The 22322-nt window shown below is 55.5% G+C and carries 21 protein-coding genes; 9 read left to right on the top strand and 12 right to left on the bottom strand.

Annotation, left to right across the window (positions count from 1 at the left end; genetic code table 11):
* Window positions 1-3: 3 nt before the first annotated feature.
* Window positions 4-1044 carry a rod shape-determining protein gene (mreB, locus tag Fuma_RS27105; RefSeq protein WP_077026869.1) on the bottom strand — a complete coding sequence of 347 codons (1041 nt, stop codon included), beginning with the start codon at window positions 1042-1044 and terminating at the stop codon, window positions 4-6.
* A gap of 182 nt (window positions 1045-1226) precedes the next feature.
* Here mreB and Fuma_RS27110 point away from each other — a divergent pair, with 182 nt between their 5' ends.
* The 5 genes from Fuma_RS27110 to Fuma_RS27130 all read left to right on the top strand — a co-directional run bounded on the left by Fuma_RS27110 (window position 1227) and on the right by Fuma_RS27130 (window position 6923).
* Window positions 1227-1952 carry a WbqC family protein gene (locus Fuma_RS27110; protein ID WP_218922311.1) on the top strand — a complete coding sequence of 242 codons (726 nt, stop codon included), beginning with the start codon at window positions 1227-1229 and terminating at the stop codon, window positions 1950-1952.
* Window positions 1953-1972: 20 nt separating this feature from the next.
* Window positions 1973-3385 (top strand): hypothetical protein, encoded by a 1413-nt coding sequence (locus tag Fuma_RS27115; protein WP_077026870.1) that lies wholly within the window; start codon window positions 1973-1975, stop codon window positions 3383-3385.
* A gap of 1 nt (window position 3386) precedes the next feature.
* The gene (locus tag Fuma_RS27120; protein WP_077026871.1) at window positions 3387-4103 is read left to right on the top strand and encodes an FkbM family methyltransferase; all 717 of its coding nucleotides are present in this window, start codon (window positions 3387-3389) and stop codon (window positions 4101-4103) included.
* Between the two features lie 2 nt (window positions 4104-4105).
* The gene (locus tag Fuma_RS27125; protein WP_077026872.1) at window positions 4106-5149 is read left to right on the top strand and encodes a glycosyltransferase; all 1044 of its coding nucleotides are present in this window, start codon (window positions 4106-4108) and stop codon (window positions 5147-5149) included.
* A gap of 103 nt (window positions 5150-5252) precedes the next feature.
* Entirely contained in the window at window positions 5253-6923 is a 1671-nt protein-coding gene (locus Fuma_RS27130; RefSeq protein ID WP_145944410.1) for a hypothetical protein, read from the top strand.
* A gap of 10 nt (window positions 6924-6933) precedes the next feature.
* Here Fuma_RS27130 and Fuma_RS27135 read toward each other — a convergent pair whose 3' ends face one another.
* The 5 genes from Fuma_RS27135 to Fuma_RS27155 all read right to left on the bottom strand — a co-directional run bounded on the left by Fuma_RS27135 (window position 6934) and on the right by Fuma_RS27155 (window position 11643).
* Window positions 6934-7155, bottom strand: coding sequence for a DUF5989 family protein (locus tag Fuma_RS27135; protein ID WP_077026874.1), 222 nt, complete (start codon window positions 7153-7155; stop codon window positions 6934-6936).
* A 20-nt stretch (window positions 7156-7175) separates the two neighbouring features.
* The gene (locus tag Fuma_RS27140; protein WP_077026875.1) at window positions 7176-7583 is read right to left on the bottom strand and encodes an SxtJ family membrane protein; all 408 of its coding nucleotides are present in this window, start codon (window positions 7581-7583) and stop codon (window positions 7176-7178) included.
* Between the two features lie 9 nt (window positions 7584-7592).
* The gene (locus Fuma_RS27145) at window positions 7593-9428 is read right to left on the bottom strand and encodes a carbamoyltransferase family protein (RefSeq protein ID WP_077026876.1); all 1836 of its coding nucleotides are present in this window, start codon (window positions 9426-9428) and stop codon (window positions 7593-7595) included.
* A gap of 67 nt (window positions 9429-9495) precedes the next feature.
* A complete protein-coding gene (locus tag Fuma_RS27150) occupies window positions 9496-10587 on the bottom strand; it encodes a rhomboid family intramembrane serine protease (protein WP_077026877.1) in 1092 nt (363 codons plus the stop codon).
* Window positions 10588-10656: 69 nt separating this feature from the next.
* Window positions 10657-11643, bottom strand: coding sequence for a GTPase (locus Fuma_RS27155; RefSeq protein WP_077026878.1), 987 nt, complete (start codon window positions 11641-11643; stop codon window positions 10657-10659).
* Window positions 11644-11732: 89 nt separating this feature from the next.
* On the opposite strand from Fuma_RS27155, the gene Fuma_RS27160 reads away from it, so the two are divergent.
* Together Fuma_RS27160 and Fuma_RS27165 are read left to right on the top strand one after the other, a co-directional pair.
* A complete protein-coding gene (locus Fuma_RS27160) occupies window positions 11733-13442 on the top strand; it encodes a vWA domain-containing protein (RefSeq protein WP_077026879.1) in 1710 nt (569 codons plus the stop codon).
* Window positions 13442-14152 carry a hypothetical protein gene (locus Fuma_RS27165; protein WP_077026880.1) on the top strand — a complete coding sequence of 237 codons (711 nt, stop codon included), beginning with the start codon at window positions 13442-13444 and terminating at the stop codon, window positions 14150-14152. The genes Fuma_RS27160 and Fuma_RS27165 overlap by 1 nt, the downstream gene beginning before the upstream one ends.
* A gap of 14 nt (window positions 14153-14166) precedes the next feature.
* Here the strand turns inward: Fuma_RS27165 and Fuma_RS27170 are convergent, their stop codons facing one another.
* Window positions 14167-15069 (bottom strand): NAD-dependent epimerase/dehydratase family protein, encoded by a 903-nt coding sequence (locus tag Fuma_RS27170; protein ID WP_077026881.1) that lies wholly within the window; start codon window positions 15067-15069, stop codon window positions 14167-14169.
* Window positions 15070-15248: 179 nt separating this feature from the next.
* Here Fuma_RS27170 and Fuma_RS27175 point away from each other — a divergent pair, with 179 nt between their 5' ends.
* Window positions 15249-15569: a rhodanese-like domain-containing protein gene (locus tag Fuma_RS27175; RefSeq protein WP_077026882.1), complete on the top strand. Its 321-nt coding sequence runs from the start codon at window positions 15249-15251 to the stop codon at window positions 15567-15569.
* A 3-nt stretch (window positions 15570-15572) separates the two neighbouring features.
* A complete protein-coding gene (locus Fuma_RS27180) occupies window positions 15573-16022 on the top strand; it encodes an SRPBCC family protein (RefSeq protein WP_077026883.1) in 450 nt (149 codons plus the stop codon).
* A gap of 102 nt (window positions 16023-16124) precedes the next feature.
* Here the strand turns inward: Fuma_RS27180 and Fuma_RS27185 are convergent, their stop codons facing one another.
* The 5 genes from Fuma_RS27185 to Fuma_RS27210 form a co-directional block, all read right to left on the bottom strand.
* A complete protein-coding gene (locus Fuma_RS27185; RefSeq protein ID WP_077026884.1) occupies window positions 16125-17534 on the bottom strand; it encodes an HD domain-containing protein in 1410 nt (469 codons plus the stop codon).
* Between the two features lie 185 nt (window positions 17535-17719).
* Window positions 17720-18331, bottom strand: coding sequence for a TFIIB-type zinc ribbon-containing protein (locus Fuma_RS27190; protein ID WP_158521154.1), 612 nt, complete (start codon window positions 18329-18331; stop codon window positions 17720-17722).
* A 309-nt stretch (window positions 18332-18640) separates the two neighbouring features.
* Window positions 18641-19891 (bottom strand): TlpA family protein disulfide reductase, encoded by a 1251-nt coding sequence (locus Fuma_RS27200; RefSeq protein ID WP_077026887.1) that lies wholly within the window; start codon window positions 19889-19891, stop codon window positions 18641-18643.
* Window positions 19892-20122: 231 nt separating this feature from the next.
* A complete protein-coding gene (locus Fuma_RS27205) occupies window positions 20123-21310 on the bottom strand; it encodes a TlpA family protein disulfide reductase (protein ID WP_077026888.1) in 1188 nt (395 codons plus the stop codon).
* Between the two features lie 12 nt (window positions 21311-21322).
* Window positions 21323-22321: a hypothetical protein gene (locus Fuma_RS27210; protein ID WP_077028583.1), complete on the bottom strand. Its 999-nt coding sequence runs from the start codon at window positions 22319-22321 to the stop codon at window positions 21323-21325.
* Window position 22322 lies beyond the last annotated feature (1 nt).

Raw genomic sequence — 22322 nt, forward strand, 5'->3', positions numbered from 1 at the left:
CGGCTAATTCCCACTATCCAGACGTCCCTGCCATTGCTCCAGGTGGTCAAGGCAGATCATGGCTCCGCGAGTGACCGTTGTGCGAGGTGACTCGATGACTCGCACAGGGATACCGAGGTGCTGATTCAAATACCGGTCAATGCCCCGCAGCTGTGCGCCGCCGCCGGTGAGAACCAGGCCGGTGTCGGCGAGATCCGCGATCAGCTCAGGCTGGCATTGTTCGATTGTGCCTCGAATACAGTCGACCACTTCCTGCAGAGGATCTGCCAACGCCTCGCGCACTTCCTCGCTGGTGATCATGGCCTTGCGAGGAATGCCGCTGGCGGTGTCGAGCCCACTGACTTCGTGGCTGAGTTCATGATCCAGCGCCGCCGCGCTGCCGATTTGTAATTTGAGTTGCTCAGCCGTCTGATCACCGATTCTCAGCGAATAGCGTCGTCGCAAATAACGCACGATCGCGCGGTCCATCAGGTCGCCGGCGGTACGGATCGATCGATTCGCGACGCTGTCGCCGAGACTCATGACGGCAACCTCTGTCGTCCCGCCGCCGATGTCGCATACCATACTGGCCAACGGTTCAGAAATCGGCAGCCCTGCTCCAATAGCCGCCGCCCGTGCTTTTTCGATCAGCCAAATCTTTCCTGTTCCCGCTCGTTCGGCACTGTTGATGACGGCTCGCTTTTCGACCGCCGTAATACAACCGGGAATCGCAATAACCGCGCGCGGACGCAGGCCAAATGAACGGCCGGTCGCCTTTTGCAAAAAGTAACGAAGCATGGCTTCGGTCAGTTCGAAGTCGCTGATGACACCGTGAGCGATCGGCCGGACGGCTCTTATTCCTTCCGGCGTGCGGCCGAGCATTTGGTGAGCCAACTTGCCGACGGCGGCTCCGCGACCTATCACACTCGAATGCCCCCGACCAACTGCGACGACGGACGGTTCGTCCAGACGTATTCCTTCCCCCGGCAGACCGATTCGGGTGGAAGTGGTTCCCAGATCAATCGCCAAATTCGTGGAAAACTGTTGTCGCAGCCGTGTCAGCATTCGTAGGACACTGGGAAATATGTGGAGTTCCGGGAAAGCCGAGTTCTACTCGCAACGTCGACTTCGCCGCAATATAAGACTGCATTTCTGACGATGAACGAATATATCCACCTGTGCAAAAATAGGAGGCGGGCGTCGTTTGGGGCCGCGATTTACTGAGGGCGATGATGCGAATCGCGATAATGCAGCCGTACCTGTTCCCCTATATTGGCTATTTTCAGCTAATTGCCGCCGTTGACCGGCTTCTGATTCTGGATGACGTCTCGTTTATCAAAAAAGGCTGGATTAACCGCAATCGCATTCTCATGAACGGCGAACCCCACTTGTTTCAGGTGCCACTGGTCGACGCCAGCCAAAATCGGAGAATCTGTGACACAAAAATCGTTGACGGGCCGTGGCGGGAAAAACTGCTCAAATCGATCCGGCACACCTACGGCAAGGCCCCCTGCTTCGATCAATGGTTTCCTCAGGTTGAAGCCGTCGTGCGAGCGGACGTGACCACGATCGCCGAATTGGCGACGTTGTCGTTGCGGCACGTCTGTCAGTACCTCGGAATCCCAACGCCGATGACCAGCACGACTGACCGCTATAGCGACCCGGAACTCAGCGGAGCGGATCGGATTCTGGACATCTGCCGTTGTGAAAAAGCCGATGGATACCTAAACCTGCCCGGCGGACGAGAACTGTACGAGCCGTCAAAGTTCGCGGCTCACAATATCCAACTGTCATTTCTGAAGCCGCCGGACGTGAGCTACCGTCAGTTTGGCAATAGTTTCGTGCCGCACCTTTCGATCATCGACGTGCTCATGTTCAATCGCCCCGAACAGGCTCGCCGCCTGGTTCAAAGCGCCGTGGTCGAGACGGCCGAAGCGCACGTCACGCCCAACAGCGGTGAAGGCAGCTTGTGAGCATTCAGCGCGCTAGACAGGTGGCCCGACGATTCGATGTCGACCGAGCGGTTGCCTATGCCGTGGCGGCCCGCGGATGGCAGTTGCTGACCGGACAGGTCACTGCCCTGTTGATCATGTTCTGCCTGACGAAGGTGGAACAGGGATACTACTACGCATTTGTCTGGCTGTTGGGAATGCAGATCTTTGTGGAACTGGGACTGCATGTTGTCATCATCAATGTGGCCAGTCACGAATGGTCGGAACTGAAGTCGGTCGACGGTGAAGTGGAAGGAAGTCCGCGCGCGCTATCCCGGCTCGCGTCGCTGAACAGAATTGCGGTTCGGTGGTATCTGTTTGCAGCCGCGATATTCGTAGTTGCTGTTTCCGTAGCTGGAGTCGTCTACTTTAGTGGGACGACAGGAAGTGCCGAGTTCGTCACAGATGCTGAATCTTCAACAGTCCGCTGGTTCAGCCCGTGGCTGGTGCTTGTGCTTCTGACCGGTCTGCAACTTGGCCTGCTACCGATGACGTCGATACTGGAAGGATGTGGGCAACTGGCGACAATCAACCAGTTTCGGTTCTGGCAAGGCATGGCCGGATCGTTCGTGGTGTGGAGTCTGCTGTTTGGTGGCTTCGGCGTCTGGGCGTTGTGCGGTTCTGCCGCTGTACGTCTGATTGGCGAATCGTATCTGGCCCTCGGGCGGTACCGAAAATTCTTTGCGACATTGCGCGATCAGCCGCCGACTGAGGTGGTGGACTGGAAATCAGAAGTCGTCCCACTGCAATGGCGGATTGCCGTTCAGGGAGCGTTCCACTGGTTTGCGACTCACCTTGCCGGACTGGTGCTGTTCAAGGAATATGGGCCGGCGGTGGCAGGTCAATTCGGTTTGATGTGGACGGTGCTGACCGCGATTCAGGGAGCGGCGACATCGTGGATTGATACTCGACGACCAGTGTTTGGACGCCTGATTGCGGAACGCAACTATTCAGAATTGGATCGTCGTTTTTTTAGCCTTTGCCGAATTTCCATTGGACTCGTGCTGGCCGGCACACTGCTGTTTACGGTTGGTGTGGTCGTCGTGAATCAGTTTTCTAATTGGTTCTTCGACAAAATTGCTCTTAAACTTCCGGACGTGCAAACAGTCCTGATTTACAGCCTGGGATTCATTGCATTTCAGCCAGCGGTTTGCGCCAACATCTACGTTCGAGCTCACAAGAAAGACCCTTTTCTTCTGGCTTCCATCATCTCGAATTCTGCCATCGCGGCGCTGACAGTCTCGCTGGGAACGATTTACGGAATCGTCGGTTCGGTAAGCGGCTATTTGATCGGTGTGGCAGGGATCCTCACGCCACTTTGGGTCGGCATCTGGTGGGTCACGCGACAGCGCTGGCACGCTGTGGACGATAACGGTTCGTTGACAGCATCGGCCTCACAAGAAGAAGGACTTTGAATTGGGCACGCTGCGTCACATTTGCCGAAACCTGTTGCACCGAACGGTCCTCTCGCTTGGCTTCCAGTTGTCCCGCGCCCGCCCGTTTGAGCGAGCGATTCGAAGGTTCGAATTAACGCATGATGACTTCTACTTTGTCCAGGTCGGTGCCTACAACGGAGTAACGTCGGATCCATTCGTGCCGTTCCTGATCGAAGGCGTGTGGACGTCCGTACTGATCGAACCACAGCAGCGCTACTTCGATGTTCTGCAGAACATCTACGGCGACCGAAACCAGATCGCATGTCGTAACGTGGCGATAGGCCCGAGCGATGGCACTGCGACGATGTACAGTGTGCGAGAAGATGCCGCGGGCCTGCCGCACTGGGCCTCGCAACTGGCTTCGTTTCAGTACGACGTAATCGCCAGTCATGCGGACCGAATCCCAAACATCGAAGACCTGATCGAAGCACGTGACGTGCCCTGCGTAACTTTGGCGACGGTCGTTCAGGAAGCGAAATTTCCTCGCGTGGATTTGCTGGCTATCGACGTAGAAGGTTATGACTTCGAAGTGCTGAAACAACTTGACGAACTGCCAACTCTGCCGAGCTTCATCTACTACGAACACGGTCACCTTTCTGAGGCCGATTACCAGGCGAGTCTGCGTTTGTTGTCCGAGCGAGGTTATCGAACTCATTCGGTCAATGAAGGCGATACTTTTGCGGAAGTGGCGGGCTAAACATGCGCGTTCTGTTTCTGACATCCGGGCATCGTACGCCGTCAACACGGTTTCGCATCCTTCCGTATATCCAGTACCTGCAGGACCACGGAATCCACTGCCGAGTGGCATCCAGTTTTCCTCAAAAGTATGACTACCTTCCGTGGATGGGTTTTCGCCCCAGCCAGAAATTAAAGCGTCTGACTCGATGGCTGCACCTACTCGAAGCAAAGCTACGTTCGTTTGATGTCTTGTACCTTGAACGCGAAATCTTCGACGACGATTCCGTCGAGATGGAACAACGGTTTCGCGAATGCGTGCCAAAGTTGATCTACGACCTGGACGATGCGCTTTTTCTGCGGCGCCCTGAGAAGGTGGAAACGCTAACTCGCATGAGTGACCTCGTCGTGGCTGGCAACCCGCAAATCGCAACAGTGCTGGCCGACTGGCAGAATAAGATCCACGTGATTCCGACCACTCCCAGCGTGTCCGTTTTTAAGCCGATACCGAGGCCGTCAGCTCGAGACGTACCGGTGATTGGATGGATCGGAACGTCGGGTAACGTGGCGTACCTTGCAGTGGTAGCGGAAGCATTGAGGGAACTGTCGAGGCGATGTTCGTTTGAATTGCGGTTGATCGCGCCAGACTTAGACGCTCTGAAGGATATCGATCTGGCCGGCGTTCAGGTTCGTCATCTGCCCTGGGATGGCGACAGAGAGGCCATTCACGTCGCCGATTTCGACATCGGTATTATGCCGCTGTTCGCCGAACAGGAATGGGACCGCTACAAATGCCCGACCAAGCTTACGCAATACATGGCCTGTGGCCTGCCCGCCGTGGTGTCACCCGTCGGTTTCACAGCGGATGTGCTGGAAAACGAAGTGACCGGCTTTCATGCTTCCACAACGGAGGAATGGGTGTCGACCCTGCAGCGGCTTCTGCAATCTGAGCAACTGCGCCGCGAAATGGGAACAAAAGCCAGACAGCGAGCGGAACAGGTCTATTCTGTCGAAGCAAACGCGTCTCGACTGTTGGCGGCCATCAGAAATGTCGTCTCCGATCAGTAATTCGGGTTTTGACGGCGTGTCAAATCGCGGGTATCATTTCATTGTTCAAATGGAAACCACCCGTGGTTCCGTTCTGTTGGTTTTAGCGGTGCAAGGCAAAAAGATGAGATCTCTAGTTGCGTGTCTGGTTGCCCTTTCTCTCGTCACTGGCGGGCTGTCAGGAAGCTCAGAAGCGGCACTCAAATCGACGACCGTGCCTCGATTCGACGCGGCCGTCGCCAGGGGAATCGCCTTTCTGACGACAAACCGAGATAAGATTGCCGAGCGAGAAACGGCATTGGTCGCCTACGCCCTGATGAAAGCAGGTGTGCCGGAAACAGATCCGATCGTCGTCGAAGGAATCAAGGCGGCTCGTGAAAGAGCTGACACGGGCGCGTACGCAAGAATTGGATATGACCACGTCTACGAGGCGGGTGTCGACGCCATGTTACTGGCCGACGTCGGGGATCCGGGCCTGCATTTCGTGCAGCTTCAGGCAATCGCCGATTATGTGCAATCAGTACAGCGAGCCGACGGATCGTGGAGTGACTCTCCTCAGGCCCCCGGCGACGTCAGCATGTCGCAATACGGCGTCCTGGCTCTGTGGGCCGCGAAACGTATTGGCTGCAATGTTTCTGGCGCCGCGTTTGACAATGCAGCAACCTATTTTGCGAAGAACCGGAACGGCGACGGAGGCTGGGGTTATCGACCGGGTACAACCAAAGGAGTCGGCGGCGGAAATTCCACACACAACATGACGTTGGCGGCGGCAGGCAGTATCGCGGTGGCTCGCACGCTTCTGTACGGCCCCAAAGGTCAGAAGCAGGAAAAGCCCAAAGAAGACAACGTGAAGTACGGAGTGCTCGAAAAGGCGTCTCCAGACGCAGAAATCGGCGGCAAAAACGGAACGGCGTATCCCGGCTACAAAGCCAAGAATAATGCGGGAAATCTCGACGATGCAGTAAGCCGCGGAATCGCATGGAACCAGGCGCGATACTCTCCGGTCAGCCCCATGCAACATCACAAAATCTATTTCTACTACACGTTGGAACGAGCGTCCGCGTTGGCCGATCTTCCCGAAGGCTGGTACACAGACTACGGCGACGGACTACTAACGCTGCAGGACAAGGAAGGCGCGTTTCCCACGACATCGAGCAGCATGGTCGGTACCAGTCTTGCCATTTTGTACTTCATGCGTTCGACGAAGCAGATTCTGGATAAGCAGTATTCTGGTGGCGTCATGTCGGGAGCTCGCGGGCTCGATTCGCTGTTTGGCAAAAAAGAAAAAAAGAAGGAACTGACATCGCTGGATGTGCTGATCGGTCAGCTGGAATCTGCCGACCTCTCGAAGCTTGATGACCTTTCCGAAGAAGAAGTTGCGGCGTCCATTCAGTTCAGCGACCCGGAAGAACTGATCGGTCGTGTTGACGCGCTGAAGACGTTGCTGAAGAACAAGAGTGCCGAAAATCGCAGGGCGGCTTACTTCGCTCTGGGACGGACGGGCGATTTTTCGCTGGTGCCGGAAATTATGAAGGGCCTGCGAGATCCCGCCATCGCTGTGAATCAAACCGCCCTGGACGCTTTGCGGTACATCTCGCGAAAGCCCAATGGCCTCGGCCTGACGCGCACACCTCTGGCCGGTGCGGAAACGGCGAGTGAAGAACGGCGAGTCGAAGTGGCTAACCAGTGGCGGACAAAAGCCTACGACACATGGATGGCATGGTACCGTAAGGTCCGACCATTCGAAGAAACCGATGGGCTGGATGAAATAGGAGCCCTCACCGGCGGCCGGTAACTTCACGCGATCAAAACAACGCATAGATGAATGGTGCCACGCCGGACGAGGTCAGATACACAAGGCCCCCGACCAGCAGCGACACCACGATGATCGGAGTCAGCCACCACTTCTTTTCTTCCTTGATAAACAGCCAAAACTCGGCCAGCAGGCCCATATCGTCTTCACCGGCAAGCTGTTCGAATTCCGTTTCGGATTTCGTTGGCTGATGGTCGGAAGTTTTGTCAGTCATCGTTGGATCTTCAGGGAACTCTAAAACTGCCGAAAGTAGCGACCGCTCTTCGGCGTTGGCGGCCGCCGTTGCCAAAAGGTTTCGTGGCCACCTACCGAACGACGTTGCAATGCATCTCGTCCAATCATTCTAAACACAACCGCCATCGGAAGAAAGACCCCAACAAACATCAACAGCAAAGCCACTTCGCCCACTACCAGCCCGATCGGAAACGCCAGCACGGTGAGTCCGACAAACAGCGGCTGAAGAATCCGAGGTTTGATCAAACCAACACCGCAAATCAGCAATCCAGCGACGCCAGCCCACGCCGTGGCGGACAGACTGCGACTCCAGAACCAGACAATCAGCGGGACGACAACGGCGCACGCTGCCCCGAACTGGCGAAGCTGCCGTTGCGATGGTTTCAGGTTGAAGTGAAGCAATGCCATGCTGAGTTTCTAATCCAATTCAAACTGATCCAGGTGATTCTGGCGGTCAGCTTCACTCATTTGATTCGGCTGTTCCTGCTTTTTCAGCACATGCCGACCCAACACAAGCACATCCATATCAGTCGTCATAAAACAGCGATACGCATCTTCCGGCGTACATACGATCGGTTCACTCCGCACATTAAAGCTGGTGTTAATCATGACGGGACAACCGGTGTGCGTGTGGAACGTCGTCAGCAATCGATGCAGCAGCGGATTGCGTTCGGTGTCGACGGTTTGCACGCGAGCCGAATAGTCCACATGAGTCACCGCCGGAATCTGCGAACGTCGCTGTCGTAATTTATCGAAGCCCCTGGCCGTTTCCGTCGGTTCAGATTCGCGAATGGTATCCTGAACGTCCGCGACCAGCAGCATATAAGGACTGTCAGTGTCGGCGGCCATCTGGAAGAACTCATGCACATATTCCTTCAGCACGATCGGCGCGAACGGACGGAAGGATTCGCGAAACTTGATTTTCCGGTTCATCACCGTCTGCATTTTCTCACTGCGAGCGTCGCCCAGAATGCTGCGAGCTCCCAACGCCCGCGGGCCAAATTCCATGCGTCCCTGGAACCAGCCGACAACGTTCTCACCAGCAATCAGATTGGCTACCTGCTCACACAAATCGTCGTCGGACGGGCTTACTTCGAACACGGCGCCGACACTCTGTAAAAAGTTCGACACGTTGGCGTCATCGAAGGATGGCCCCAGCAAAGAACCTCGCTGGGCGTCGGGTTTCTGAGGCGTGCGAGGTTTCTCCAAAAGCTGGTGCCATATGAACAACGCGGTGCCCAATGCTCCGCCCGCATCGCCTGACGCGGGCTGAATCCAGACGTTGTCGAACGGCCCGTCCCGCAGGATTTTTCCGTTGCCCACGCAATTCAGAGCCACGCCGCCGGCCAGTACGAGGTTGCTTAGCCGGGTTGTTTGATAGGCATGGGCGGCCATCTTCAGCATCACAACTTCAGTCACGCTTTGGATGGACGCGGCGATGTCCATTTCACGTTGAGTGACTTCTGATTCCGGCTTTCGCGGCGGTCCACCGAACAAGCGGTGCAACTTGTCGGACGTCATCGTCAGGCCCTGGCAGTAGTTGAAGTAGCTCATATCCATGCGGAACGAGCCATCATCCTTCAACGCCAGCAGGTGCTTCAAAATCAGGTCGTGGTACGTCGGTTCGCCGTAAGGTGCCAAGCCCATCAGCTTGTACTCGCCACTGTTCACCTTGAAGCCGGTGTAGTAAGTAAACGCAGAATACAGCAGGCCCAACGAATGCGGGAAGCGAATTTCGTGAGTCAGCTCAATACGGTTTCCGCGGCCGGTTCCCATCGTCGATGTCGACCATTCGCCCACACCGTCGAGCGTCAGAATCGCGGCTTCTTCGAACGGTGACGGAAAGAACGCGCTTGCTGCATGAGACTCATGGTGTTCGGTGAACACAAATCGCCCGGTGTATTCGTTTCGCAAGCCGCGCCGAAGTTCGCGAGGCATGTACAGCTTCTGGTTCAGCCATAACGGCATGGCTTTTCGAAACGAACGGTAGCCGGCCGGCGCGTAGGACAGATACGTTTCCAGCAGCCGTTCAAATTTCCGCAACGGCTTGTCGTAGAAGCCTACGAAATCCAGTTGTGCCGGCGTCAATCCGGCTTCGGAAAGGCAGTAGTCGACGGCGTGTTGAGGAAAGCCTTCGTCGTGTTTCTTCCGAGTGAACCGTTCTTCCTGAGCCGCCGCCACAATTTCACCGTCCACCACCAAAGCGGCGGCGGAGTCGTGGTAGAAGGCGGAGATGCCGAGGATTGCCGTCATTAGGATCGGGCCGATACGGTATGGTCAAGCCCCAAAGGGCGACAGTTGGCTTAATGCCGGACAGCTCCTAGCTCGCAAACGGCAGCTTCTTCCAGATCGCCTGGCGAGCACCAATCAGCACTCCAAGCACCAGGCCGCCCACGTGAGCTCCGTTGGCAATCGGCCCGAACGCGCCCGTCATGCACAATACCAGCCACAACATAAAATAGACGACTGATTGCTGCGGCATGCCGAGTCCAACGTGTGGCTGAGTCTTTCCTTTCATCCACACATAACCGATCAACCCAAAGATGACTCCTGACATGCCACCAAACCGCCACCCTCCCCAATACAGCTGAACAAGGTTCGAGAAAACGGCGAGCAACAGGCACAGAATCACGAACCGTCGAGTCCCCCGGAGAAATTCGATGCCTGTACCGATCGATCTTAAGATCATCATGTTGAACAGAATGTGAATGCAATCCAGATGAATAAAAATGGGGGTGATAAACCGCCAGATCTCACCGCTTTGAAAAATCGGGACCGTTGCTTCTGTGACGGCCTGAGCGTGCATGACGCGCCCGGCGAATTCGGAAGGCTCCTGAAGTTGCAGCCCGCCATTAGCACCGCCCTCCACTGCTGGCATTCCATTCTGCTGGACAAGTTGGCCCATCATCTGTGTCGCCAGGCTCTGAAAATACACTTCAACACTGGGTTCGCCGAACATCCCCAGTTTCTGCAGCAGCACCGAATCGGCGTCATTGCACAAACGTGGAACACCAAATCGCGAAATCTTGACGTCGCTCCAGTCTGTGCACACCAGACTCACAACAACGCAAATTCCAATCATGATGTACGTGGCCGGATAGCAGTGCCACCACGAACCTTCCCACCGTTTTTTCAGGTCGACCTGTTTTTTCGCGGACTCCTTCCGCAGGCGATCAGCTTCTTTCAGAACATGGCGAACTTTGCGTTCTGCGTTCTCATAGCGTTCATGACCGGGGTCCTGCCGGAACTCCTCCAGCATGCCTTCTGCCCTGGGAAGGTCATCATCATTGTGGACCCAGATGGCCCATTCGCCATCGTCTTCTTCCACGGTGGCCTCGATGGCTTCCACCGCCAAATAGGCTCCAAATCGGCTTGCTTGTTGTCGGTCCGCTATCGTCGTTAGTTCGCGCATCAGGTTGCTTTAGGATTTTCTTCAATGACGATCCGGAGACCGCCACGTGTTCTCGGTACGTTTTGGTGGTCAGTGTAGTTCAATTACGTCGCCATCGCGAAGGGCATAATCACGCCCCACAATCTGGCCATCGTGAGCGCCTTCACGCCACATTTTTGCGTGCTGCAGGCGCTGGCCCAGATCGTCGTGAATCTGAAACGCCAGATCCTCAACCGTGCCATTTTCCGCCACAGTAAGCGGAGACGTCAGGTCAGGCGGCTGCCCTGGCGGTTTTGTGAAGACGCGGATTAATCTCAGCATTGCGAAAACCGCTTCTGCCAGTTTTGCCATGCAATCACTGTCTTCTAATTCGACCGGGATCGCCGCATATTCGATGTCAACCAGTTCCCGAAGCAGTTCTAACCGCAGTTGGCTATCTGGATCTGCGGCGTGAGTCACCACCAACAGAGTGGACACGTTTACGACGGCGAAACTGTCTGGATCGAAGCCTGTCTGAGCTGCGAAGCGGGTTTTGCGAGCGGCAAATTCCTCAATCACGTCCGCGCACTCCTGCGGAGCATCATCCGACGAACCATCAAAAACCAGCACTGCCGCGTCCGCCGTCCGCACCAGATTCAGCATCCACGGTTCCAGCTGCCCTGCCACCACCGGTGGGGTATCTACCAACTGCACCTGCACGCCGTTGAATTCCATCATCGCCGGCATCGGTTCTCGCGTGGTGAAGGGAAAGTCGGCGACCTCCGGTTCGGCTCTGGTTAAGTGCTTCAAAATGGCACTCTTGCCGCAGTTCGGGGCCCCCACAATCACAACACGGCCCGCTCCCTGGCGAGGAATCCGAAACGCGCGACCGTCTTTGGGCGCGTTGGCCTGCTTCTGAATTGCCTGCCGCGTCTCCTTCAACCGCGACTTCAAGTCAGCCTGAAGCTTGTCCGTGCCTTTGTGCTTGGGCAGCAGCTGAAGCATCTTCTGAAGGCACTCGAACTGCTCCGCCACCGATTGCGCACGCCGATACTCTCGTTCGGCTTTGTGGTACATCGGTGTCAGATTCGCAGGCATCGCAAAATTCAAGGGGAAGACAGGAGCTCAACGGTGCGTATAATCGTCAGAAGTCGAGTTCATCGCCACCCACGCAGGCACAGTCCGACATGCCCACACCCTCAGACACCCCCAACCGCGGCGGAATCATTCATACGTACCAGAAGTACGATCCCGCTAAGTTTCCGTCGCCGTCCGAGCCACCGCCCGATCTGGTATCGCCGGTGTTCGAACACATGCTGCAATTCGGCTCGATGAGGCAGTTTTCTGAAGAAGAACTGGCGAATGCCATCAAGCTGGATCCCGGTCAGTTTGCCGGTCTGGGCCCGTCGCTGGACCAGTTGATCAAAATGCTGGAAGAACGCAAACAGCAGATCCTGGCCAAATACGAAACTGATTCCGTCGCAAAGAAAGCGGCCAAACAGTACGCCAACGCTGCTCAGGGAGCCCGCCCTGCCGGGAAAATGAAGAAGTCTTTCGAACGAGCGATCCGCGACGAGCAGATTTATCAGCTCGAACATCTGTGGTACCAGGCCGAACGCAACAACCCGCGTTTCGCATCACAACTGCTGCGCCTGATGGAGACGCTCGGCGAAAAATACCAGATCGATCACCTGGCATCGGCTTATGAATTTATCGGCCGCGAATCCATGACGATTCCTCAGGCGATTGAAATTCTTGAAGAGCTGCAGAAGATCGACGAGTTACTGAAGCAGCTTGAAGATGCCAAAGAAAACGCACAGCTCGCGATTATCGACCTGGACGAACTTTCTGAATTCGCCGACGCCGAAGCCATCGAAAACATGGCCAACTTCCAAAAGCAGGTGCAGCAGTACCTGAAAGACATGATGGAAGGTCAGGGGCTTGTTGATCAGCAGGGAGCGGTTCAGCTATCCCCAAAGGCGTACAAGCTGTTTCAGGGCAAGTTGCTCGAACGCATTTTCAGCAACCTGGAAGCGTCGCGATCCGGTCGCCACAAAGGCCCCGTGGAAGGCGAAGGAGCGGTCGAAACGCAGCAGACCAAGCCGTATGAATTCGGCGATTCGGTCGCACAGATGGATATCCCTCAAACGATGATCAACGCCATGCTGCGACAGGGACACGAACGCCCGATCCGCCTGCGGCAGGACGATATCGAAATCCACAAGACTCGCAACAACCCAAAATGCGCAACCGTCGTGCTGATGGATATGAGCGGTTCGATGCGCTACGACGGCCAGTACGTGAATGTCAAACGGATGGCTTTGGCTTTGAACGGCCTGATCAGCGGCGAATACCCCGGCGACTTTCTACGATTCCTCGAAGTCGCCACCTTTGCCAAAGTTGTGCCGCAGGGTGATCTCATTTCCCTGATGCCGAAGATCCCAACCGTCACCAACCCTGTGGTTCGTTTACGAGCTGATATGAGTAACGAAGACGTCAGCGAAATGCACGTGCCGCCGCATTTCACCAATATTCAGCACGGCCTGCAGATGGCCCGACAGTTTTTGGCGACTCAGGACACGCCCAACCGCCAGGTGATTCTTATTACCGACGGACTGCCCACGGCTCACTTCGAAGACCACCTGCTGTACATGCTGTATCCGCCCGATCCACAAACCGAACAGGCAACGATGCGCGAAGGGATGTTGTGTAAGCGTGAGGACATTACAATCAACATCTTTCTGCTGCCAAGCTGGTCGCAGTCGCACGAAGATGTCCAATTCGCGCACCGGTTAGCGGAAAGTACGGGCGGTCGAGTCTTCTTCACCGCTGGCAGCGATCTGGACCGCTACGTTGTCTGGGACTACGTCAACAACCGCCGAGAAATCCTCCAGTAATGAAGAAGTCCGAATTCAATGCGTGGCTCACCAAGCGAGTCGAATTCCAGTCCAAAGTCACAGTGGGAGCTTGCGCAGGGATGGCGGGGGTCGGCCTTCTCGCCTTTATCGTCCAGGGAGGATTGCTGTGGCTGATCTTTTCCACAGCCTACGGAAGCTACCTGCTGGGCGGCCTTTTCATACTGCTGATCTTTGGCGGAATGGGCGTCTTCACCTGGCTGACAGCGCCAAAAGAACTACATGACGAAGAATACGACGTAACCACACCCAACGGCGATGTGGTCATTCGTTTGGCTCCTACATTGTCCACCGCATGGACGTACGCGATGGGCAGCCTGGATTCCGATCAGTCCATTCCCGAACGCATCTTTGGCCTGATGATGATCGTGCCACGCATGGCATGGACCGCAATCTACGTGTTTGGCCGAGTTCAGGAAGTGAAGGAGATCGACGTCGAAAGTTGCGGCAAAGTCCTGCGGCGGTTGCTGAAGAAGGCCGAACGAGTTGACGCCAGCGACGTCGCCGACCGCTTCCCAGACCTAGACCTTCCGAAGACTTTACGGCAATTGTCGTTGATGGACGGCGTCGTCTTTTTGACCAAAGGCGAAGTCGGCATGACGCTCGCCAACCGTTTCAAAGATGATCTGGAAAATGGGCTGCCAAGCGTGAAGGAAGCAGCCGCGCCTCAAGGTTCGCCATTCAACGGGTAGGCGAGCGGAAATCGTCAGCCCTTCGCCGCGGCCACCAGTTCGCCAATCGTCAGCCGCAGCAACTCTTCGCCGCCAAACTGCATTCCCAGCCCCTTAATCTTGTCACTCACAATGTCGTGTTTCGGTCGCGCCTGCTCACCCACGATTTCTGAGTCGGAACCGGACAGTTCCTTCGCGATTGTCGCAACGTCGTACTGAGACACGTAGCTGTCATAGCAGCTGTAGACTTCTCCGGCGTTGTCGGTCGAATGCAGAAGCAGGTCGACCGCCTCAGCAACGTCTGCCGCGTGAACTTCTTTCCCGCCGCCGTTGCATTCGACGGTCTCACCGTTCGCAATTCGCTTGACCATTCCAAACCACTTGCTGCGGTGAGGCTGGTGATGTAGCCCATAGATTCCAGTCGGCCGCAAAGCACAGATTGGAAACCCAACGCCGAAACCGTAGCTGTGGACGAACTGTTCAATCGCCGCTTTGTAGGCTCCATAATGAGTTGTCATCCATAGCGGGTGAGTTTCATCCAGCGGCCGGTCGTCAAGGATTTTTTCATGCACGGCACAGGTGGAGATGAAGACAAACTTCTGAATGCCTGCGTTGCGAGCCGCCTCAATCAATTGAATCGTGCCAACCACATTCTTCTGCACGAACTCAGTAATATCGCCTTCGCCGCCGCGAAACGATTCGCCATTGCGATGCAGCCCGGAATGCACAACCGCGTCGCATCCCTTCAGTAATTCTTCGCAGGCCGCCTGGTCGCCGAGTTCCCCCGGAGTCCATTCCAACACGTTGTCACTGGCAGCCGGTTCATATAGATTGTTTTCCGAGCGATACCAGCAGCGGCATTCGTTTCCGACGTCGTGCATCTTGCGGACGAGGTAACGTCCCAGAAACCCGGTGGCTCCGGTGATTGCAACTTTCATATTTGTTCTTTCCGCAGGACAAGCATTCTGCCTTTTGATCCGTTTTGGATGTGGCTATAGTTCGAACAGCGAAAACGTGCGTGCATCTGGTGTCGGCATAACGTCAGCCGTTCCCGCGTTGATGCTTTACGATAGTTCCTGCCACCCGGTCGATACGTTGTCTCTGAAAGCGTCGAAGTATGGAAGTCACGTGCTCAACTGTCAAAGCGAAGCTCGACGCGGGCGAAGAATTCGTGTTCATTGATTGCCGCGAACAGGACGAATACGACACGGTGAAGATCGAAGGAGCGACGCTGCTGCCGATGAGTCAGATTCAGGAGCGAGTGACCGAACTGACTCAGCACAAAGACAGCGATATCATCATCCACTGCCACCACGGCGGACGCAGCCTGCAGGTCGCGATGTGGCTGAAGCAGCAGGGCTTTGCCAACCCGCTAAGCATGGCCGGCGGCATCGATGTCTGGGCGCAGGAAATCGATCCGCAGCTGCCGAGGTATTAACGCATGCTTTCTCGTGCCAGCATCGAAATTGACCGCCGGATTGACGAAGTATTCGAATACACGAATCACAACGTCCCGGAATGGAGCCTGACGGTGGTTTCTGATGAAGTCATTGAGCAAACCCCCGACGAAGTTGGCACAAGGTTCGTATGCGTCACCGAAAATGCAGGGCAGAAAATGGAGTTTCAGGGCGTGGTGACTCACTACGAACCGCCGAAATTCTCAGCCGTGGAGCTGGTCGGTGATCAGTTCGACATTGAGGCTCGTTACGCGTTCGAAGATCTCGGCGGCCGCACGCGTGTCACTCAGGTGTCCGCGGTGAAGCCCAAGAGCATTGGCTTGAAGATCATCTTCAACTGGTTCGGCTGGCTGCTGAAAAAGAGTAGTTGCAATGCAGCGATGAAGGAAATGGAGAGCCTGAAACGGCATCTCGAAGGTACCAGTCAACGGTAGCTGCAGCCTTCCTCAACAAACCTTCAGCGACGCCACGACGTATGGCGTTGCAACGCAGACACTGGGCTCACCACGTCACCCGCCCTGCCCCGACGACCGCGACTACATGTTGGTTTTCGTGTCGCCACCTGCGCCGCCGGCAACTTTGTGCAATGCTTCGCTAATTTGTTTGTCGAAGCCATGGTCCCGGCTGTAAATACGGAAGACGATGAAACTCGTGGGCAGACTACGAAACAGTTCGTCGTCGTCCAGTTCGAATGCCTGACCGCTGGCGGGGTCATACCAGAAATTCTGCTTGCCGGATGGCTTCCTCGCACTTGGACGGTGGTAATGCTTGGCCACGTCGACTCGCAGCGGAATCTGCTTCAGGTTGTCGGGCAGATAATCACGCACTCGCCGTTCGACAAGATCGGGTTCCGAAAAGATGGTTGTGCTTTCGGCCTGGCCCGTATGAAAGTGCATGGTGCGTTCAGATGCCATCCGCCACATTTCATCGCGATTGATGATCGCCTTCCAATGAAGGCCAAGTTCGCGCAACTCGGGATCATCGCTGTCTGCCCAGCGGATCACGTCAACCAGAAACGAAGTTTCGGTAAGCTGTTGATACTCAGCGAGATGTTCCAGCGGGTTGCCGGGAAACAGACGCTTCATAGTCGCGGCGAAGTAGTCTTCCAACGCGATATCGATCCCTCGCACGGTACGATGAAAATAGATCGATCGAAACAGATTCGCTCGCGTTTCGATAAAGTTGATCAGCGTCGGAAGTCCGCGAGCATGGATCGTGAGGCCGTCTTTAGTGAAGAAGCTGTAGTGAACCAGCCGAGAAATATCGAACGCTTTTGTGTTGTAGCCGGACATGTACGCGTCGCGCAGAACGAAGTCCATGTTGTCGACTGTGTAAATACCGCTGAACAAAGAGCGCAGTTTGCGGAGCCAGTCAGGATGTCCGGTTTCGTCTTCGGGCTTTCCGCTGGGCCGGCGAATCAGCCAGGCCACTTGTTTGGGATCGAGTTCCTCCAGCGGCTGAATTTTGCCGTTGGGATTGCGACGAATTCGGCGAATGATGTCGCCTAGTTCGTGTTCGATGATATGGCCGCCCATGTCTTCGTGAGTCAGGCCGAATTGGTCGAGGTAATGGTCGTCGAAAAAGTGACCGAAAGGCCCGTGGCCGACGTCATGCAGCAGCCCGGCGATCCGCACCAGACTTTCGACGTAGCCTCGCGAAGGCACGTTGCGGCACACGTCAGACAGTGTTTCGTACCATGCTGTGACGACCACGCTGCCCAGATGCATAACTCCCAGCACGTGCTGAAACCGCATGTGTTCGGCCGACGGAAACACCCACCAAGCCGTCTGCAACTGATGTATCTGCCTCATCCGCTGCACCCACGGATGATCGATTAGATCCTGTTCAGCGGCTTCGTCAGCGGGCAGCCCGGCACGGGAAATGAACGGGATATAACCATGAATGGGATCGTGTGACAGACTTTCGGTGGTGAAGTCTCGAGGCATGGAACGAGGACCTGGTTCGCAGAGAATCGACGACGCTATTGCAAGCGCCGCGAATGGTAACGAAACACGCTCTCGGTCACACGCGCATTTCGCCGAAGCGAATCAGGTGAGAAACCAGACGCCGTTTGTTGAGAGAACGCAGGGCCTAAGCGAGATGAATCGTCCGTGTCAAAAGCCAAACAGTGTTAGAAGCCGAACAGCAAATCCGCCAATGCGGCCAGAGGATTGCTTTCGTTATACATCCCGTGCTTCCGAGGCGCACCTGCCCCGATTGACGCCGATGGTGGAGGAATCATGGTGACATCGCCATCGGCGTTCACGTACATCGGCGTTGGTTCGGGGATTCGGCCACCTTCCGAACATTCGATCGTGCGGAGTTCGCCGTGATCCAGCCATACAAACTGACACCGGCTGCATGAATCCATCACAATATTGCCCGGACCGTAGAAAGGGTGAACCTCCATCCGCGAGTGGCAGTTGGGACAGTCGAGCTGACGTTCGTATTCCTGCGTGTCCAGCGGCTTCGCCGGCTCAGCTTCGCAACCTTCGCGGCGAGCTCTGCGAAGTCGAGTGACCGCGGCGAAATCTTCGTTTTTCAGCAACATGCCGTAGCACCCGCCGCAATACAGCACGCGGCGATCTTCCAGCTGCCCGGTCAGCAGCGGCTTTGCGCATGTCGGACATTCGGCGTCCAGTTCTTCCCCCATCGGAGTGATGCGGTCGATTGTGAGCGGGTTGCCCGTTGTGAAGACAAGCGAACGGCAGTACTCACATTGCAGGTAATCTCGGCCAGCCACCGGCCGAGCGACTCCACCGCACTGACGGCACGAATATGTTGTTGAAGAAGCAACCAACAGAAGACACTCCATGAAATTCAGGGACAATACGAATTCAACGATAGCTTGCCGTTGCAGCGATCGGCCCATTGCGCCCTTCGCGTTTCCCCGTGGCGAAAGAAGAAATGTTCCGAAAATTCAGTTTGTGCCGCTTCTTCAACCAGCAACAAAACGAGAAGAAGCCCGGCCATTATCGAAATGGCCGGGCTTCTGGCGAAATTCAGTCTGCGTTACATTCAGGTCGAACCCAAAGTGCGGCGGGCCGGAATGCTATGATGATTCCTCCGCGTCCTCTTTCTCGTCTGCATCGGGTTTTTCAACAGGCCCCAACAGTTTTTCCAGCTGCGCATTCAGTTCGCCGCCGCGAGCTCGCATAGACACAACCTTGCCATCCTTGTCGACCAGAATGGCTGTTGGGATTCCGCTGATGCCGTAGTGAGTTGCAATCGGGTTGTCCCAGCCCATTTCGTCTTCTTTGTCGCTCATCAGGTTCGTCCATGTCAGCTCTTCCTTGTCGACATACTGCTGATATCTCTCTTTTGTTTGATCAAGGTTGATGCCGACGATGGCAAAGCCTTTGTCGCCATAATTTTCCAGTTGAGTCTTCATGTTAGGGATTTCCGCTCGACACGGCCCACACCAGCTGGCCCAGAAGTCAACCAGCACGACTTTGCCGCGATACGCTGACCAATCGAATGGCTCGCCTTCAGCTGTCGTACCCGTCAACTCCATAAACTCACCCGGCAAGCGTAACCGCCTTGCGGCTCCTCGCGTTTTTTCCGCTCGTGCTGCAAATTCAGGATCGTCAGATTTTTCCATCGCCATCGCCAAACGTTCGTACAGTTTCGCGCCGACTTCAGGTGTGTCGCTGGAGCCCATGCTTCTGCCAATGCCATGTGCAACGCTGTAAGTCGCCCGGTCCAAACCGTCTTCATCAATCATCGCAAACAATTCATCAAGGAACGCATCACGCTCCTCTGCTGACATTCTGGAAACAGTGGCGGCTTTCGCCAGCAGCTCTTTTTTAGCGATAAGTTTTTTAATCTGCGGTCGTTTGTCAGCGTTCAGATCATCCATGAAAGCCTTCAACTGCGGTGTCCCCGTTTCTGTAGCGTACATTTTCAACGCCGTCAGAGCATCCCATTGTTCGCTGATGGCCTTGACTTCCTGATCGTCGCCGGGATCCGCCTCACGAATTTTTTCGCAGGCTTTGACGATCGCTGCAATCTGCAATTTCAGGTGCTCAATCTGTTCGGCCCTCGCTCTGCCTTTGGACCGAGTCCGTTTCACTTTGCTAATAAAGTCGAACAACTCTTCGACCGAACCATCTTCCGGCACTTCAAACAGAGGACTCTCGGCCGCGTCCTCTTTCGTGGCCGCTTCCGACTTAGCTTCCGTCTTAGCGTCTGTCTTTTTATCGGCCGGTTTCGTTTCCTGAGCAAACGCTGTGGGAACAGCAATAGCAAGGCACATACTGGCTGTCACCAGCATCAGTATGCGTGTGTTGAAGAGCTGACTCATGGTTTTGTCCTTGTGTAGAAAGAGAGTTGTATCCTACAGCCTGTGGCAAACTGATCGCCATTTGAACCCGCAGATGCATGTTGTGCCATCAAGCTGAACCGCCGACACAATCAGTCTACCCTGACCAGCACAGGCGTCCAGTTGCTGAGTCGTAAGGGCAATAAAAAAAGCCCACCGTTTCTGCAAACAGCGGGCTCTTGATTGTTGCGGTTGCACGTCAGTAGATCGACGTTACTGGGCGCCAGCTTCTTCGTCTACTGCCCCCAGCATTTTCTGCAGCAGCCCGTTTAACACCGGGCCCCGAGCATCCATGGACACGACCTTGCCTTCCTGATCTACAAGAATTGCCGTCGGGATGCCGCTGATGCCGTAGTGCACGGCCAGCGGATTGTCCCACCCGCGTTCGTCTTCGTTGGGGCTCATCAGGTTCGTCCATGTCAGCTCTTCTTTGTCGACATAAGCCTGGTATTCCTCAACAGTGTTGTCCAGGTTGATACCCAACACAGCAAAGCCCTTGTCGCCATACTTTTCCAGCTGATCCTTCATGTTAGGAATTTCTGCCCGACACGGCCCACACCAGCTGGCCCAGAAGTCAACCAATACCACCTTGCCGCGATAGGCAGACCAATCGAACTTATCACCTTCAGCCGTCGTCCCGTCGATCTCCATGAATTTCCCGGGAAGTCGCAAGCGGCGCACCGTCGCGTACATCCGATCGATATGAGGCTGAATGGATGGGTTGTTCAGCTTCTTCAGTTGATCCGCCAGTCGTTCGTAAACGACCGCACTCAGATCCGTTCGTGTGGAATTTTCAAGGTCCTGAGCAAGCCCGGCGGCCAGCTGCATGGTTGTTTGATCGAGTTCATATTTATCGATAAAGCTGAACAGTTCGTCGACAAATTTCTTCTGATCTGCGTCTGACAGTTTGAAGAACTCACTTCTCTTTTGCTGCAACTTCAGACCGCCCACAAACTGCTGTACAGCTGGCCGTTTGTCCGTGCCGTACTTTGCGACCAGTTGCTCCAGTTTCTTACCCGCGTCTTCATCAACCTGAGCGAGTGTGGAGAACGCGGAGAAACGTTCCATGACGACTTTTAGCTCAGCCTGTTCGTCCGGCTTGCCAGCCATAATTTGGTCGCACGCCTTTAACACAGCGGCAACCTGTCGCTTTAGATGAGCCACAGCCGCTTCCTGACTACGTTCGGTCGGCGGTGTTGACTTCACCTTGTTGATGAATTCAAAAAGCTCGTCTGCCGTCCCCTCGGGCACTTCGAACGTTGGTGGTTCCTGCGCAGCGACCTTGGCTTCGGCATCCCCGTCTTCCTGAGCCGACACAAAGGCTGGCAGCGCGGCCAGCACCAATATCACGACCAAAAGCCAACGGCAGTTGGCGGAAGTTCTATCGTAAAGATCAATCATTTCTTGTCCTGGTTATTGTGGCTGTTGCTGATTCGCCTGAGGCGGATCTGCAGAGGTTTCATAGAGGCGGGCAAGCGGAAGCAGTATGTCTTCCAAACGCCCAAGGTATTCGGCTTCGGAAAGTTCTGCTTTCAGTGGCCGTAGCTGTTCCAATTGTTCTTCCAGTCGATCACGTTCCATTCGGTGTTCTGGCGACAGGCTGCGTTCTGCTTCGCTGCGGACTAAGTGCCAACGTTTCGCAAGCTTTCCGTCGACCGCCGTCTTGTCCTTCACATTTTCACGGACACGGACGCCTTCAAATAACTCCGCGCGAACGCCCTTGCCGTCGCCGTTGTCATCCAGCAGCGAATGTTCCGTCGCCAGTCGGCCGTCCGACTTGTAGTATTCTTCCACTCGGCGAGCGGAAAACAAGCATGCTTCCAGCAAAGAGGTTTGACCGTCGCGATCGATGTCGGCGTCCAGATTAGCGATGGCGTCCGCGAGAAAACCCCCGAACCGTGTGAATTGCACCTGGTTGCCGTCTTTGGTCCCGGTAATAACAATTCGATTGGGCGCGCTAAGAGCACTGATAAACGGGGCACTGCAGGACGCGCAGTTGATGACGGCCACCGGTCGCTGTGAGGTTGCTAACAATTCCGCCGCCGCATCCGCCGATAGGTCCGGCCCACGCAGATTAAACCGAGCGACTCGACCATCGAACGTGCCGTGCCCGATTAACACAAGCCACAATGGTTCATCTGTTTTTACACTGATCGCGTCAGTAACCTTCGTCTGCAGGGTCTGAAGGTCGTTCGAGCTTTCGTCACTTTGCCCGCGACCAACTGCGGCAAAGTCTGCATCGCCCGCTTTTGCCGCCGCCTGCCAGCGATCCGTCCATTCCGAAAACATCTGCCTGTACTCAGGCGTGCCTTCTGCGCCAACAACAACAATCACCGACTGCCGCTCGTCCGCGCGCAGCACTGCCGTGGCTGACATCAACATCAGCACGACCAGCAACCTGACTGCCCGCATT

It is taken from the genome of Fuerstiella marisgermanici (genome assembly GCF_001983935.1).
Classification (GTDB): Bacteria; Planctomycetota; Planctomycetia; order Planctomycetales; family Planctomycetaceae; genus Fuerstiella; species Fuerstiella marisgermanici.

What these genes read in the sequence shown, in the direction of transcription:
- Fuma_RS27130 (WP_145944410.1), top strand. Translation starts at nt 5,253, where the DNA reads ATGAGATCTCTAGTTGCGTGTCTGGTTGCCCTTTCTCTCGTCACTGGC.
- Fuma_RS27150 (WP_077026877.1), bottom strand. Translation starts at nt 10,587, where the DNA reads ATGCGCGAACTAACGACGATAGCGGACCGACAACAAGCAAGCCGATTT.
- Fuma_RS27155 (WP_077026878.1), bottom strand. Translation starts at nt 11,643, where the DNA reads ATGCCTGCGAATCTGACACCGATGTACCACAAAGCCGAACGAGAGTAT.
- Fuma_RS27145 (WP_077026876.1), bottom strand. Translation starts at nt 9,428, where the DNA reads ATGACGGCAATCCTCGGCATCTCCGCCTTCTACCACGACTCCGCCGCC.
- mreB (WP_077026869.1), bottom strand. Translation starts at nt 1,044, where the DNA reads ATGCTGACACGGCTGCGACAACAGTTTTCCACGAATTTGGCGATTGAT.
- Fuma_RS27175 (WP_077026882.1), top strand. Translation starts at nt 15,249, where the DNA reads ATGGAAGTCACGTGCTCAACTGTCAAAGCGAAGCTCGACGCGGGCGAA.
- Fuma_RS27165 (WP_077026880.1), top strand. Translation starts at nt 13,442, where the DNA reads ATGAAGAAGTCCGAATTCAATGCGTGGCTCACCAAGCGAGTCGAATTC.
- Fuma_RS27160 (WP_077026879.1), top strand. Translation starts at nt 11,733, where the DNA reads ATGCCCACACCCTCAGACACCCCCAACCGCGGCGGAATCATTCATACG.
- Fuma_RS27185 (WP_077026884.1), bottom strand. Translation starts at nt 17,534, where the DNA reads ATGCCTCGAGACTTCACCACCGAAAGTCTGTCACACGATCCCATTCAT.
- Fuma_RS27135 (WP_077026874.1), bottom strand. Translation starts at nt 7,155, where the DNA reads ATGACTGACAAAACTTCCGACCATCAGCCAACGAAATCCGAAACGGAA.
- Fuma_RS27110 (WP_218922311.1), top strand. Translation starts at nt 1,227, where the DNA reads ATGCAGCCGTACCTGTTCCCCTATATTGGCTATTTTCAGCTAATTGCC.
- Fuma_RS27140 (WP_077026875.1), bottom strand. Translation starts at nt 7,583, where the DNA reads ATGGCATTGCTTCACTTCAACCTGAAACCATCGCAACGGCAGCTTCGC.
- Fuma_RS27200 (WP_077026887.1), bottom strand. Translation starts at nt 19,891, where the DNA reads ATGAGTCAGCTCTTCAACACACGCATACTGATGCTGGTGACAGCCAGT.
- Fuma_RS27125 (WP_077026872.1), top strand. Translation starts at nt 4,106, where the DNA reads ATGCGCGTTCTGTTTCTGACATCCGGGCATCGTACGCCGTCAACACGG.
- Fuma_RS27180 (WP_077026883.1), top strand. Translation starts at nt 15,573, where the DNA reads ATGCTTTCTCGTGCCAGCATCGAAATTGACCGCCGGATTGACGAAGTA.
- Fuma_RS27210 (WP_077028583.1), bottom strand. Translation starts at nt 22,321, where the DNA reads ATGCGGGCAGTCAGGTTGCTGGTCGTGCTGATGTTGATGTCAGCCACG.
- Fuma_RS27205 (WP_077026888.1), bottom strand. Translation starts at nt 21,310, where the DNA reads ATGATTGATCTTTACGATAGAACTTCCGCCAACTGCCGTTGGCTTTTG.
- Fuma_RS27170 (WP_077026881.1), bottom strand. Translation starts at nt 15,069, where the DNA reads ATGAAAGTTGCAATCACCGGAGCCACCGGGTTTCTGGGACGTTACCTC.